The organism is Sinomonas halotolerans (assembly GCF_039615075.1).
In the GTDB taxonomy this organism is placed as follows: Bacteria; Actinomycetota; Actinomycetes; order Actinomycetales; family Micrococcaceae; genus Sinomonas; species Sinomonas halotolerans.
The window spans coordinates 294,636-307,914 of record NZ_JBDFRB010000003.1; the positions used below are offsets into that span (position 1 = coordinate 294,636).

Consider the following 13,279-nt stretch of genomic DNA (forward strand, 5'->3'; position numbering starts at 1 on the left):
GAGTGCCGTCTCACGCCACGTGCCCGAGGGGTTGGACAGGAGGCGCTCCGCGAGCTTGCACCGCCAATTCTACGGCAGAGAGCTCCCGGTCCGGCGCGTAGTGTGATGTCTGTGACTCCCGCCCCCGACTCGCGCTGCCCCTGCGGCACCGGCGAGACGTACGCGCACTGCTGCGGTCGCTTCCACTCCGGGGCCGGCTCCGCTGAGCTGTCGGAGGGCGCCGCCCCGCCAGCGCCGACCGCTGAGGCGCTCATGCGCTCGCGCTACAGCGCCTACGCCGTGGGCGGGAGCGCCGGCGTCGGGTACCTGCTCGCCACCTGGCACCCGTCCACACGGCCTGCCGGCCTCGAGCTGGACCCCGCCACCCGCTGGCGTCGCCTCGAGGTCCTGCGCACGACGGCGGGCGGCCCCTTCGATGAGGAGGGCACCGTGGACTTCGCGGCCCACTACACCGAGGTCGACGAGGACGCGGGCACGGCGCCCAGCGGAGGCAGGGGGCGGCGGGGAGTGATGCGCGAGCACTCGCGGTTCGTGCGCGAGGGAGGGCGCTGGTACTACGTCGACGGCGACGTCGCTGGCCCGTGAACTGCCGCGGGCCCGCGGAAGGGAACGAAAAAGTGCGCTAATCAGCCCGTGATTCATCGCTGCCTCCAGGAGTAGATTCCCCGTATCGCAACCGTCTGGCTTGGAGGAATCATGACCACGCACGTCACCGAGGTTTCCAACTGCACTGTCGACAACTGCGCGTTCAACCACGAGCACGAGTGCAACGCCTTCGCGATCACCGTGGCCGGAGGGCAGGACCACGCGAGCTGCGGGACGTTCATCGACACGTCCTCGCTCGGAGGCCTCCCGAAGGTCCTCGCGCACGTCGGTGCGTGCCAGCGCGGCGAGTGCGTGCACAACGACCACCTCATGTGCAACGCGCACGACGTCAAGATCGGCCCCGGCGCCGACGCGGCGGACTGCCTCACGTACGAGCACGAGTAGCCTGGAGGCGTCCGGTGGCCGAGAAGCCCAGGACCGCTCTCCCGTTCATCATGGCGGCTGCTGTCGCGGCAGGGCTCGCGCGCCTGGTCCTCCGGAAGGTCAAGGAGGACAGGGAGGCGCGGGCGGAACCGCCGCATGGGGCCCGCCCGCCTCGCCCTGAGTGAGGCGCGGCGGAAGGCGCAAGGGGCGCGCCCGATGGGGGCGCGCCCCTTGTGCTGCCCGGTCCCAGCTGGGCCCTTCTGGAGGCCCCTCCACGCTGCGCGCCCGCCGCTTCCGGGCGGCTGTGCGAGGGCCCGGCGGGGTCGCGGTGCCGTGACTGGTCTGAAATGGTTCTTTCGGGTAGCTTGTGCCCAATCCGCTGGTGGCGGAGGTCACACTCGTCCGAAAGGTCTCCTGTGAAGAAAGCACCCGTGAGCAGCGCCCCGGCGCGCCGGAGGCGTCTGGCGGCGATCGCCGTCGGCCTCCCCCTGATGGTGACAGGCATGGGCGTCCCCGCCCACGCCGCTCCGGACATCAGTCCCTCCGGGCCGGGGCACTCCCAGACCGCCTCTGCCGAGAAGCAGTACGAGGCCGGCCGCTACATTGTGGTCCTCGCCGAGCAGGCGATTGCCGCATACGACGGCGGCACGCCAGGCTACGCCGCGACGAAGCCCCAGCAGGGCCGCAAGGTGGAGAAGGGCAGCCCGGCGGTGCGCGCCTACGACGCCCACCTGCGCCAGACCCAGCGGGCCGTTGCCGCCAAGCAGGGGGTGGCGCCGGCCGCGCAGTTCACCACGGCGCTCAACGGCTTCGTGGCCGAGCTCAGCGGGGCGCAGGCGATGGCCCTCGCGAAGGATCCCAAGGTCCTGCTCGTGGCGCCGGACGTGGAGAACGCCCCGGACTACACCACCACGGACTTCATGAAGCTCACCGGGCCGGACGGTGCGTGGGCGAAGCAGTTCGGAGGGAAGGGCGGCGCCGGCAAGGGCGCCGTGGTCGGCGTCATCGATACGGGCTACGCCCCCGACAACCCGTTCCTCGCCGGTGACGCGGTCCAGCCCCTCGCCCGGGGCGCCAAGCCCCAAGTGGGCGTCCCGTACCTGGACGGGGACGGCGCAATCGCGATGCTCAAGGCGGACGGCACGACGTTCAGGGGCGAATGCCAGGCCGGCATCGAGTCCGGCGCCTCGTTCGACGGGACCGCGTGCAACTCCAAGGTCGTCTCGGCCCGCTACTTCGCCGACGCGTTCCTCCAGTACGTCGCCCCCGAGCACCGCGCGCCCGAGGAGCTCATCTCCCCGGTGGACATCGGCTCCCACGGCACCCATACGGCGTCGACCGCCGCCGGCAACGCCGACGTGCCCATGACCGTTGCGGGCACCGACTTCGGCGTGGGCTCGGGCATCGCCCCCTCCGCCAAGGTCTCCGTGTACAAGGTCTGCTGGGAGGACGACAACCCGAACACGGGCGGGTGCTACTCGTCCGCGTCCGTCGCCGCGGTCGAGGCCGCGATCACGGACGGCGTGGACGTGCTGAACTACTCCATCTCCGGCAACACGAACTCCACCACGGACCCGGTGGCGCTCGCGTTCCTCAACGCCGCCTCCGCCGGCATCTTCGTCTCGGCCTCCGCCGGCAACTCCGGGCCCACGGCCTCGACCGTGAACCACGCGTCCCCGTGGCTCACCACCGTCGCCGCGAGCACCTTCCCGCCCGAGCTCGTGGGCACCGTGACCCTCTCCGACGGCTCGAAGTACCGCGGCGCGACCGTCATGAACGGCGAGGTCAGGGACGCATCCGCCGTCCTGGCCGCCGACGCAGCTGCTGCCGGTGCCACCGATGCCAGCCTCTGCACGGCGAACAGCCTCGACCCGGCCAAGGCCGCCGGCAAGGTCGTCGTGTGCGACCGCGGAGTCATCGCCCGCATCGACAAGAGCGCCGAGGTCAAGCGCGCCGGCGGTATCGGCATGATCCTCGTCAACCTCACGCCGTCGTCCGAGGACTCCGACCTCCACTCGGTGCCGACCATCCACGTCAACGCTCCGCAGGGCCCCGAGCTCAAGGCGAAGATCGCCGCGGACCCGGCCCTCACTGTGACGCTCGCCAAGGGCGACACAACGGGCCTGCCCGCGCCGGCGGTCCCGCAGATCGCCGGATTCTCCTCGCGCGGCCCGTCCCTGGCCTCTGGCGGCGACCTGCTCAAGCCGGATATCGCGGCCCCCGGCGTGAACGTCCTCGCGGGCGTCTCCACGGTCGGCGCCGACGGCGAGCAGTTCGGCTTCATGTCCGGCACCTCGATGGCGGCGCCGCACATCGCCGGCGTCGGCGCCCTCGTGCTGGCGAAGAACCCGACGTGGTCCCCGGCCATGGTGAAGTCCGCCATGATGACCACGGCCTACCCGCTCGTGAAGGCGGACGGCACGCCGAATGCCAACCCGTTCGACGGGGGCGCAGGCCACGTCGACACGCTCCGCGTCACCGACCCGGGGCTCGTCTACAACTCGGGGCCCAAGGACTGGATCGCGTTCCTCAACGGCCAGGGCTACCCGACCGGCGCGCCGCAGGCCGGCTCGGTCGAGGCGAAGGACGTCAACGTCCCATCGGTCGCGCTCGGCGCGCTCGTCGGCGAGGTCCAGGTGACGCGCAGGCTCACCGCGCTCGTGCCCGGCCAGTACCGGCCGCAGGTGAAGCTGCCCGGCGTGGACGTCCACGTCGAGCCGCAGGTCCTCACCTTCGCGAAGGCGGGCCAGACCCGCGAGGTGACCCTCACCTTCAAGAACGCCTCCGCCCCGCTCGGGAAGTTCACCACCGGAACGATCTCGTGGGTCGGCCCGCGGACCGTGACCTCTCCGATCGCCGTCCGCCCGGTCGACGCCAAGGTGGAGCCGGCGTACAGCTTCTCCTCCGCGACCGGTGACGGCAGCGGCGCCCTGAGCTTCGTGTCCGGCACGGACGCCCCGCTCCAGATCGGCGTCGAGGGCCTCGCCCCGCTCTCGCAGAAGGCTGTGACCAAGGTGCCGGGACCGTTCGCCACCCGCACGGACGCCTCGAACGAGGTCGTGGCCGTGGACATCCCGGCCGGCCAGAAGTCAGCCCGCCTCGGGATCAGGGCCTCCGACCCGGAGTCCGACTGGGACATGGTGGTCTTCGCCCCGAACGGCAACGGCGGGCTCAAGGCCACGCAGGTCGCCACCGCGGACGCGAGCGAGTTCCTCGAGCTCAAGGACCCGATCGCGGGCCGCTACTACATCGTGGCCAACCTCTACTCGACGCCGGACGGCAACGCCACCGCCGGCACCGTCCAGGCCGCGTGGTGGGCCGGCGACGCCGGCAACCTCACCGTGAGCCCCAACCCCGTGACCGCTGCCAACGGCACCCAGGCCAGTGTGACACTGGCCTGGGCCGGGCTCGCGGAGGGCTCGTACATCGGCCGTCTGGCCTTCGGCCCGAACGGCGTGCGCTCGTGGGTGGACGTGACGGTGGGCTCCGCCGCCGCAGGGGGCTCCGCTCCGGCACGTGCGGGCGGATCGCTCGGCTCGGTGGAGGCCGTTCCGGGCCAATAGCCCGGAGCCCCCAGGGACATGACCCCGCAAGGGGACATGACCCCGCAACGTGAGATGACCCCGCAACGGACGCCTCCGTTGCGGGGTCATCTCCCTGGCGTTGCGGGGTCCTGTCCCTCGCGTTGCGGGGTCCTGTGCCTCCGTTTGCGGGGTCGTGTTCCCCGGAGCCTGGCCCGCTGCGCGATCAGCTCAGCGCGCGGCGAGCTCCGCCTCCAAGGGGGCGAGCGCCGTCGTCAGCCGCTCTCGCAGCGCCGCCGCCTCGGCCGCGAAGCCGCGCTGCGCCTCGACGTACGCGGCCTTTCCGGCGGGCGTCTCGATGGCGATCGGCTCGAAGCCCCAGTCCGTGAGGTCATAGGGGGAGGCCTGCATGTCCATGGTGCGCACGCGCCACGCGAGCTCGAAGCAGTCCATGAGCAGTTCGCCCGGGATGGCCGGCCCGAGCTTGTACGCCCACTTGTAGAGGTCCATGTTGGCGTGGAGGCAGCCGGGCTGTTCGAGCTCGCGCTGGGCGGCCCGGGTGGGCTGGAGCTCGTTCAGCGGGACGGCGTCGGGGGAGTAGAAGCGGAACGCGTCGAAGTGGGTGCAGCGGATCCGGTGCTCCTCCACCACCCGGTCGGTCCCGTCCGCGCCGAGCCGCAGCGGCAGGTACTCGTGCCGGATGCCGAACTTCTCGCTGCGGTACGCCATGGCCCACTCGTGGAGCCCGAAGCAGCCGAAGTTCCCCGGCCGCGCCGCGGTGCCGCGCAGGATGATGCCGCAGAAGCGGATGGTCTCCTCGCGCTCGGCGGCGTAGGCGGGCGCATCGAGCACGACGGCGGGGCTTGCCCCGGGCGCGTCCGCCGGCCCCAGCCCGGCCTCCGCGCGCTCGCCGTCCGTGAGCGCACGGCAGTGCTTCCACGCGAGGCGCTCGACGGCGTCGTGCCCCACGAGCGCTACCCCGACGCCCGGGTGCCAGCGGCCCAGCTGGCCGGGCTTGTGCGTGTAGTAGGTGAAGAGGAAGTCCTCGATGGGGTGCTTCTTCCCGGCGTTGCGCCGGGCCACGAACGGCTCCGCGAAGCGCGCCACCCGCTCCGCGTGCGCACGGGCGCGCGGGAGCCACTCGTCCGGGGCCAGGACAGCGCGGACGGGCGCGGCGTTCGGAGGGGCGGAGGAAGGCACCCGTCAATTATCCCCCGAGGCGTGCGGGGGAGGGATCGGCCGAGGTCCCGCGGCCCGTGCGTTCGCTCGTGCTCGCTTTGGACAGCACCAGGGGTCCCACGCGGCGCGTCGCCTTCTGCCCGGGCCGTGTCCGTGCCCGAAGTGAGCGGGAGCGAACAAGGTCTCGCACGTTCACCGGTGCTTCATCGAACGGCCAGCTCGGGCGCCCGCGCTCGTCAGCTGCTGCCCCAAGACTCGGGCCATGACTGAGATCTCCCGCCGTTCCCTCGTCCTCGGAGCCCTCGCGACCGGCACCGCCGGTGCCCTGACCGCGGGCGCCACGGCAGCACCGGCGTCGGCCGCCACGCCCGCGCACGGGGCCGTCCCCCTGCTGCGCCACCGGCTCACGTTCCCCTCCGGCATCCAGACCGGCGACGTCACCACGGACTCCGCCGTCCTGTGGGGCCGCGCGTCGGGACCCGGGCGCCTCGTCGCGACCCTGCGCACGGTTGACGCCGAGGGCGCGCTCCTGCGGGGCAAGGGTGCGTTCGAGCGCACGCTCCGCGGCGCGTGGGCCAGCGCGGACAGCGACTTCACCGCGAAGATCGCTGCCACCCAGCTCCCCTCCGGCAGCCGCTTCCAGCTCACCCTCCAGTTCGAGGATGCGGAGGGCCACCTCGGCGAGGCGGTCCAGGGCTCGTTCACGACGGCGCCTGCCGCCAACGCTGCAGGCCGCACCAGCGCGCTGGGCGGCGAGGTGGCGCGCGGGCAGAGCTTCGTGTGGACCGGTGACACCGCGGGCCAGGGCTGGGGCATCAACGAGGAGGTGGGCGGCATGTTCGCCTACGCGGCGATGCATGCGACGAAGCCGGACTTCTTCGTGCACTCGGGCGACACGGTCTACGCCGACAATCCCATCAAGGCCGAGGTGGCCGAGCGCGACGGCCGGACGTGGCGCAACCTCGTGACCGAGGAGGTGTCCAAGGTGGCGGAGACCCTGAACGAGTTCCGAGGCCGGCACCGCTACAACCTCATGGACGCCAACGTCCGCGCGATGTACGCCGAGGTGCCCGTGATCGCCCAGTGGGACGACCACGAGACGCACAACAACTGGTGGCACGGCGAGACGATCACGGATCCGCGCTACACGGTCAGGGACATCGACACGCTCGCGGCCCGCGGCCGCCAGGCGTGGCAGGAGTACCAGCCGATCGGCGACCGCCGCGCGCTGGCCCCCGCCACCACCGGGTTCGAGCCCGCGCGCATCTACCGGCACATCCCGCGCGGTGCTCAGCTGGACCTGTTCGCGCTGGACATGCGCTCGTACAAGGGAGAGAACACTGCCGGCCTCGAGCCGAACGCCACGCCCATCCTGGGGGAGGAGCAGCTCCAGTGGCTCGTCCGCGGGGTCACGCGCTCCAAGGCGACGTGGAAGGTCATCCTCTCCGACCTCCCGCTGGGCATCATCGTCCCGGACGGGGCGGCGCAGGAGAGCATCTCCAACCGGAACGACGGAGCCCCTCTGGGCCGAGAGCTCGAGCTCGCGCGGCTGCTCAAGGCGTTCAAGGACGCGGGTGTGAAGAACATCGTGTGGCTCACCGCGGACGTGCACTACTGCGCGGCACACCACTACTCGCCCGAGCGGGCGGCGTTCCGCGACTTCGATCCGTTCTGGGAGTTCGTGGCCGGTCCGATCAACGCCGGCTCGTTCGGGCCGAACGCCATGGACCTCACGTTCGGCCCGCGGGTGGACTTCGCGAAGGCCGGCGCCTACGCGAACCAGTCCCCGCGGGACGGGAAGAGCCAGTTCTTCGGGCACGTCGAGATCGACGCCGGTGACACCTTCACGGTTTCCCTGCGCAACGCGCTCGGCGAGACGGTCTACTCGAAGGCCCTCACGCCGGCGCGCTGAGTGTCTGAGGGGATGCGGCCCCGCAACGGGATGGCGTTGCGGGGCCATTCCCCTGTCGGATGAGGGGCCGCGCCCGCTGGAACGCTGGTCAGACAGCGCCGCCCGGCTCCCCGATGAGGGCAATGGAGGCGTCCCATGACGAGATCCCGCAGCCGTTGGTGCGGTCGAACGTCCTGTCCACCGGGGCGCCCCTCAGCGTCCCGGTGACGCGGGCGACGTCCGGCCCGCCGTACTGCTCCGTGCACGCCTGGTGCGGGTCCGGCGGGGAGAGCACCTCCGGTCGATCGTGGATGAGTGCGCACGCCTCCGCCGCGGTGGGGTGCGTGCTCCCCGGGAGGGGGGAGAGGCCGTCGCAGGTGAGCATCCACTCCTGCTCGGGCTCGCCCGGGGCGCGCACGACGACGACCGTCAGCTCCGCGGTCGGCTCGCCGTCGGAGCTGGGCGAGGCTCCCGCCGGGGGAGCGGGGCTGCCGCACGCGGCGAGGAAGAGGACGGACGCGAGCGCGGGTGCGGCCAGCACGGCGATCCGGACGAGCGTCTTCACGGGGACTCCTTCCGTCTGCTCCCACTCTAGGCGCGGACGGGCTGCTCCTGACGGGTCCTGTCCTTGCCGTCATCTTCCCTGCTGGCCTGGGCGGCGGCGATGAGCCGCGTCATCGAAGCGTGGAGCTCAGCCGCCTCGTCCCGGGTGATCCCCAGCCGCTCCATCATGGTGGTCGGGACGGCGAGGGCGCGCTCGCGCAGCGCAGCGCCTTCGGGAGCGAGGGCGACATCGAGCGCGCGCTCGTTCCCCGCCTGACGGGTGCGCGTGACCAGGCCCGCGGCCTCGAGCCGGCGCACGAGCGGGGTGAGGGTGGCGGGCTCGAGGAACAGCGCCTCGCTGATGTCCTTGAGGGTGCGGGGACTCCTCTCCCACAGCGCGAGCATCACGAGGTACTGCGGATGCGTGAGGCCCAATTCCTCGAGGACTGGGCGGTACGAGGCCACGACGCTCCGGCTCGCGACGCTCAGGGCGAAGCACAGTTGCCTCTCCAGGAGAAGGTCGTCGTCTGCGGGGTTCGGCATGCATTCCTCCCGGTCCCGGGTCGGCGTTGCCGGCCCATATTGGTTAGTGCACTAACGATGAGTGTACTATTCCATGTGACGGCCGCCGAGCCACATCAGGAGGGGACCAGCCATGTCCGGAGAGCCATTCGCCCAGAAGTTCATGCGGGCCACGGGCAGGCTGCGCTATTTCTTCGGCCCGGCCAACCGGAGCGCCATGGACCACGAGATGACCGAGGACAACAAGCGCCTCCTTTCCGAGCGCGAGGCCGAGACCGAGCAGTGGGTCACCATGACCCGGCCGGACGGCAGCACGTACGTCGTCCCGAAGGACCCCGGCGACCAGTCCCTGCGCTGACGTTCCTCTTGCCCCTGCTTCGCGGCGCCTGGACTCTGCGCCGCGGCGCCTGGACCCTGCTTCGCGGCGCCTGGACCCTGCGCCGCGGCGCCTGGACCCTGCTTCGCGGCGCCTGGACCCTGCGCCGCGGCGCGCCGCGGGAGTACAATCGGCGCTACTGAGAGGGGGTGAAACGATGCCCCGAATCCAGAGACAGCATGAACGGGAACGGACGCGCGAGGAGCGTGCGCACGGACTCGAATGGTTCCTGCACGCTGCCGGACGCGCGGCGGCGGTCTGGGGACCCGCCTCGCGCGGTGACCTGAGCGCCCCTGTGGTCCACCGGCACGACGCGTTCGAGCAGGCCTCCGAGCACGAGCTCGGGACCTTCACGATCGAGACCGACTCCGAAGGACACCACTACGCGTCCCGCAAGGACGAGAAGCCCCCGATGACGCACCACTAGCGTCCCCTCCCCGGAACACCAACGGCCGGCGACCTTCCAGCGGAAGGCCCCGGCCGTCGTCGTGCGCCTGGAGCCGGCCTCAGCGGCCGGTGCCGCTGGCCCGACCGTCCTCGCGGGCGGTCGCGTCCCAGAACCGGCCTCAGCGGCCGGTGCCGCTGGCCCGACCGTCCTCGCGGGCGGTCGCGTCCCAGAGCCGGCCTCAGCGGCCGGTGCCGCCGTACACAGTCGCCTCAGTCTCGGCGTCGAGCCCGAATGCGGAGTGGATGGCCCGGACCGCGTCGTCGAGCAGGTCGGCGCGGGTCACCACGGAGATGCGGATCTCCGAGGTGGAGATCATGTCGATGTTGATCCCCGCGTCGGAGAGCGCCCGGAAGAACGTCGCGGAGACGCCGGGGTGCGAGCGCATGCCGGCGCCGATGAGGGAGAGCTTGCCGATCTCGGCGTTGTACTCGATGTCCTCGAAGCCGATCCGGTCCTGTGCGGCCTTGAGCGCCGTGAGGGCGTCGGCGCCCTCGACGATCGGCAGGGTGAAGGAGATGTCCGTCGCGCCGCGGCCGTGCGTCGAGACGTTCTGCACGATCATGTCGATGTTCGAGTGCGCGTCCGCGATCACCTGGAAGATCTCCGCGGCCTTGCCGGGGATGTCCGGGACGCCGACCACGGTGACCTTGGCCTCGGAGCGGTCGTGCGCGACGCCGGAGATAATGGGCTGTTCCAAAGCGACTCCCTCGCTGACGGTGGACTTGTCCTCGGGGCTGGGCAGGACCCACGTCCCCTCGTGCTGGCTGAACGAGGACCGCACGTGCAGCGGCACCCCGAAGCGGCGCGCGTACTCGACGCAGCGCAGGTGGAGGATCTTGGCGCCGGACGCGGCGAGCTCGAGCATCTCCTCGCTCGAGATCGTGTCGATCTTCTTCGCCGATGCGACCACGCGCGGGTCTGCCGTGTAGACGCCGTCCACGTCGGTGTAGATCTCGCACACGTCCGCGTTGAGCGCTGCGGCGAGGGCCACCGCCGTGGTGTCCGAGCCGCCGCGGCCCAGGGTCGTGATGTCGTTGCTCTCGCGGCTCATGCCCTGGAAGCCGGCCACGATCGCGATGTTGCCCTTGTCCAGCGCGGTGCGGACCCGGTGCGGGTCCACGTCGATGATGCGGGCCTTGCCGTGGATCCCGTCCGTGATCATCCCGGCCTGGGACCCCGTGAAGGACTGCGCGTGCGCGCCGAGGCCGTTGATCGCCATTGCCAGCAGGGCCATCGAGATGCGCTCGCCGGCTGAGAGGAGCATGTCCATCTCGCGGGCCGGGGCGCTCTCGGCGACCTCTCCGGCCAGGTCGAGGAGCTCGTCCGTCGTGTCGCCCATGGCGGAGACCACGACGACGACCTCATTGCCTGCGCGCTGCGTGTCGACGACGCGCTGGGCCACCCGCTTGATGCCCGCCGCGTCCGCGACGGACGAGCCGCCGAACTTCTGGACGATCAGCTGCCGGGTGGGCACTTCGAGGGGCAACGACATGCGGGCACGCTCACAGGGGCTCGGGGCTACAGGGATGGTCCCTGCCAGTTTACCGGCCGGGAGTCGCGCCGATGAATTTCATGACGTCCGCTGCGGTGCCCGCCGGGCGCCGGGGGCCTAGCATTGTTCCACGGCGGCTGGGGCCGGAGCGGAGCAGCCATGGAACCAGCGCGCCCCTTCGAGGACCAGAGCCCGCCCGACTCGGCAGCCGAGGACCTGGGCGCGGTGGGTGCCTCCGCGGGTCCGGGCCGTGCAGTGGACGACGGCGTGCCCTCCGAACGCCGCTCCCTCCCCCTCGCGCGGGCCGCATCCCTCCGCCGGACGTCCATGGCTGTCCTTGTCCGCGCCCGGCGCGAGTTCCTGTACCTCGCCCGGAGCCCGGTCTGGTGGGCGGGCCTCGCCCTGTCGGCGGTGGCGGCCGCCGCCGCCGTCCACTGGCCGCTCCGGACGGCGCTCCTCGCCGGAGCCGAGTACACCGAGCCCTGGCGCGCGCCGGATTCGGTGGTCGCCGAGGTCCTGCCTGTGCTCGCCTTCTGGGCGCTGCCGCTTGCGCTGTGCCCGTGGGCGCTCCTGGCCGGGCTGGCCGGGCGGCTGCGTCCCACGCACGCGGTGGGGCGGGCAGCGCTCGGCCGGATCCTCGGCCGCGGGCTGCTCGTCGGCGCCGCGGCGGCGGCCGTGAACGGGCTGGCCGGGGCCATCCTCGGGGCGCACGCGCCGCTCGTCGCTGCGTCCGCGTCCTCCGGCGCGTGGACCGCGGCCCTCCTGTCCGCGGTCGGCACTGGGGTGCGTGCCGCCGTCGTGCATCGTGCCTGGGCCTGGCCGGTGGGGACAGTGGCGGTCCTGTGGCTGGGCGCGGGCAACGTGGCGGCCATGGTCTGGCTCCTGCCCCTGACCGAGGGAAGCGTCCCTCGCTATCTCGCCGTCAACGTGGAGCGGGAGGACGGCCGGATCGTCTCCTACGAGTGCATCGACTTCGACCTCGACCCCTATACGGGGCAGCGTCCCGAGATGGTCGTGTGGCTGGCCGCGGCCAACCCCGCTCTGGTGGCCATCGCGGCGACCGGTGACGCCCTGCCGCCGGGGTCGATGGTGGCCTGGGCGGCGGACGCCTACCAGGCGGCCGCGACCGGGCCGTCCGCTTGGGAGCCCTGCCTCGAGGGCTACAGCGCGGACCCCGCGGCGGCTGCCCTGGATGTGCTTGGCCATGCGCAGCTCGTCGCCGTGGCCGGGGCCCTCGTAGGCGCCGGGTCCCTCCGGGGGCGTGCCCGGCGCACCGCTCAGCCCGCCGCGCCCGGGCGCCCGACGAGCTCGGGGTAGTGGATCCTCGCCGTCTCCGGGTGGGCGCGGAGCCAGCCCTTGAGGACGTTCTGCCCGTACGAGGAGAGCATCGGGTTCTCCGGGTCGTCCGAGACGCCGCGGGCCTCCGCGGCGAGCTCGGCAGGCAGGTCCACCTTCTCGATGACCGCGTCCAGACGGGGCGACCAGAAGAACGGGACCGAGTAGCGGTCCACGCCCGCGGGCGGCGCCGCAACGCGGTGGATCGTGGCCATGAGGTAGCCGTCAGTGGCGACCTCGAGCATCTCGCCCAGGTTCACCACGAGCGCGCCAGGGGTCGGCGGGACGGCAATCCACTCCTCTTGGCCGTAGGGCTGGACCTCGAGCCCGCCCACCTGGTCCTGCAGGAGCAGCGTGACGAACCCGTAGTCCGCGTGCAGCCCCACGCCCTGGCCGCCGGCCTCGGGGACCACGCCGGTGCCCACGTAGTGCACGAGCTTGCCCATCCAGGCGGGCGTCCCGGCGAACGGCTCGGCGAAGTGGTCCTCCGGCAGGCCGATGGAAACCGAGATGGCCGCGAGCAGCTCCGCGCCGACCGAGGACATGAGCTCCGCCCACTCCATCGCGGCCTTCTCGAGCTGGGGGAAGGCGGCCGGCCACTGGTTGTGGCCCTGCAGGCGGAGGTACGGCTTGTCCGCCGGGACCTCGATGAGGGGCTCGCGCTCCGGGCCGTAGTCGATCTGCTCGCGCGCGTCCGCGCGCCCGCGCGTGATCTCTGTGCCGAGCCGCGTATAACCGCGGAACTGCGGCGACGTGCGGTTGTCGAGCGCGAGCCGGTCCTCGAGCGGGAGGCGGAAGAACTCCGCGACAGTGTCCAGCAGCTCCTGGTCCTGGCCGGCGCGGGCGCCGTAGCCGGTGACCTGGAAGAACCCGACGTTGTGGGCCGCATCCCGCAGGGCGTCGAGGAACTCAGGCGTGAACGCCCCGTCCTCTCCCCGGGCCGACGAGAGGTCGAGGATCGGGATGGTCGTGCGTGCGTTGGTCATGGTCCTAGCATGCTCCG

At 72.0% G+C, this 13,279-nt stretch carries 12 protein-coding genes; 7 read left to right on the plus strand and 5 right to left on the minus strand.

Annotation, left to right across the window (positions count from 1 at the left end; translation table 11 throughout):
* The first annotated feature begins 105 nt into the window (after nt 1-105).
* The 3 genes from ABCQ75_RS05480 (at nt 106) to ABCQ75_RS05490 (ending at nt 4,532) form a co-directional block, all read left to right on the plus strand.
* Nucleotides 106-585, plus strand: a complete 480-nt coding sequence (locus ABCQ75_RS05480; RefSeq protein WP_345883669.1) for a YchJ family protein — start codon at nt 106-108, stop codon at nt 583-585.
* A 111-nt stretch (nt 586-696) separates the two neighbouring features.
* Nucleotides 697-990, plus strand: coding sequence for a DUF1540 domain-containing protein (locus ABCQ75_RS05485; protein ID WP_345883671.1), 294 nt, complete (start codon nt 697-699; stop codon nt 988-990).
* A 470-nt stretch (nt 991-1,460) separates the two neighbouring features.
* Nucleotides 1,461-4,532 carry a S8 family serine peptidase gene (locus tag ABCQ75_RS05490; protein WP_427916051.1) on the plus strand — a complete coding sequence of 1,024 codons (3,072 nt, stop codon included), beginning with the start codon at nt 1,461-1,463 and terminating at the stop codon, nt 4,530-4,532.
* 189 nt (nt 4,533-4,721) lie between these two features.
* Here ABCQ75_RS05490 and ABCQ75_RS05495 read toward each other — a convergent pair whose 3' ends face one another.
* Complete coding sequence (locus ABCQ75_RS05495; RefSeq protein WP_427916045.1) at nt 4,722-5,690, minus strand: 3-methyladenine DNA glycosylase; 969 nt, start codon at nt 5,688-5,690, stop codon at nt 4,722-4,724.
* Between the two features lie 241 nt (nt 5,691-5,931).
* Here ABCQ75_RS05495 and ABCQ75_RS05500 point away from each other — a divergent pair, with 241 nt between their 5' ends.
* Nucleotides 5,932-7,581, plus strand: a complete 1,650-nt coding sequence (locus ABCQ75_RS05500; protein WP_345883675.1) for an alkaline phosphatase D family protein — start codon at nt 5,932-5,934, stop codon at nt 7,579-7,581.
* Between the two features lie 88 nt (nt 7,582-7,669).
* On the opposite strand, the gene ABCQ75_RS05505 is transcribed toward ABCQ75_RS05500, so the two are convergent.
* Both ABCQ75_RS05505 and ABCQ75_RS05510 read right to left on the minus strand, forming a co-directional pair.
* Entirely contained in the window at nt 7,670-8,125 is a 456-nt protein-coding gene (locus tag ABCQ75_RS05505; RefSeq protein ID WP_345883677.1) for a subtilase-type protease inhibitor, read from the minus strand.
* Nucleotides 8,126-8,151: 26 nt separating this feature from the next.
* Complete coding sequence (locus ABCQ75_RS05510; RefSeq protein WP_345883679.1) at nt 8,152-8,646, minus strand: MarR family winged helix-turn-helix transcriptional regulator; 495 nt, start codon at nt 8,644-8,646, stop codon at nt 8,152-8,154.
* A gap of 112 nt (nt 8,647-8,758) precedes the next feature.
* Between ABCQ75_RS05510 and ABCQ75_RS05515 the strand changes: the two genes are divergently transcribed.
* Entirely contained in the window at nt 8,759-8,983 is a 225-nt protein-coding gene (locus tag ABCQ75_RS05515; protein WP_345883681.1) for a hypothetical protein, read from the plus strand.
* A gap of 175 nt (nt 8,984-9,158) precedes the next feature.
* The gene (locus tag ABCQ75_RS05520; protein ID WP_345883683.1) at nt 9,159-9,428 is read left to right on the plus strand and encodes a hypothetical protein; all 270 of its coding nucleotides are present in this window, start codon (nt 9,159-9,161) and stop codon (nt 9,426-9,428) included.
* Nucleotides 9,429-9,627: 199 nt separating this feature from the next.
* On the opposite strand, the gene ABCQ75_RS05525 is transcribed toward ABCQ75_RS05520, so the two are convergent.
* Complete coding sequence (locus tag ABCQ75_RS05525) at nt 9,628-10,941, minus strand: aspartate kinase (protein WP_345883685.1); 1,314 nt, start codon at nt 10,939-10,941, stop codon at nt 9,628-9,630.
* A 159-nt stretch (nt 10,942-11,100) separates the two neighbouring features.
* Between ABCQ75_RS05525 and ABCQ75_RS05530 the strand changes: the two genes are divergently transcribed.
* Nucleotides 11,101-12,258, plus strand: coding sequence for a hypothetical protein (locus ABCQ75_RS05530; protein ID WP_345883687.1), 1,158 nt, complete (start codon nt 11,101-11,103; stop codon nt 12,256-12,258).
* On the opposite strand, the gene ABCQ75_RS05535 is transcribed toward ABCQ75_RS05530, so the two are convergent.
* A complete protein-coding gene (locus ABCQ75_RS05535) occupies nt 12,219-13,262 on the minus strand; it encodes an isopenicillin N synthase family dioxygenase (RefSeq protein ID WP_345883689.1) in 1,044 nt (347 codons plus the stop codon). The two genes, ABCQ75_RS05530 and ABCQ75_RS05535, sit on opposite strands and share 40 nt — an antisense overlap.
* Between the last annotated feature and the right edge of the window lie 17 nt (nt 13,263-13,279).

Coding starts and splice junctions, on each gene's coding strand:
- ABCQ75_RS05535 (WP_345883689.1), bottom strand. CDS start 13,262: ATGACCAACGCACGCACGACCATCCCGATCCTCGACCTCTCGTCGGCC.
- ABCQ75_RS05520 (WP_345883683.1), top strand. CDS start 9,159: ATGCCCCGAATCCAGAGACAGCATGAACGGGAACGGACGCGCGAGGAG.
- ABCQ75_RS05525 (WP_345883685.1), bottom strand. CDS start 10,941: ATGTCGTTGCCCCTCGAAGTGCCCACCCGGCAGCTGATCGTCCAGAAG.
- ABCQ75_RS05515 (WP_345883681.1), top strand. CDS start 8,759: ATGTCCGGAGAGCCATTCGCCCAGAAGTTCATGCGGGCCACGGGCAGG.
- ABCQ75_RS05500 (WP_345883675.1), top strand. CDS start 5,932: ATGACTGAGATCTCCCGCCGTTCCCTCGTCCTCGGAGCCCTCGCGACC.
- ABCQ75_RS05485 (WP_345883671.1), top strand. CDS start 697: ATGACCACGCACGTCACCGAGGTTTCCAACTGCACTGTCGACAACTGC.
- ABCQ75_RS05490 (WP_427916051.1), top strand. CDS start 1,461: ATGGTGACAGGCATGGGCGTCCCCGCCCACGCCGCTCCGGACATCAGT.
- ABCQ75_RS05480 (WP_345883669.1), top strand. CDS start 106: ATGTCTGTGACTCCCGCCCCCGACTCGCGCTGCCCCTGCGGCACCGGC.
- ABCQ75_RS05530 (WP_345883687.1), top strand. CDS start 11,101: ATGGAACCAGCGCGCCCCTTCGAGGACCAGAGCCCGCCCGACTCGGCA.
- ABCQ75_RS05510 (WP_345883679.1), bottom strand. CDS start 8,646: ATGCCGAACCCCGCAGACGACGACCTTCTCCTGGAGAGGCAACTGTGC.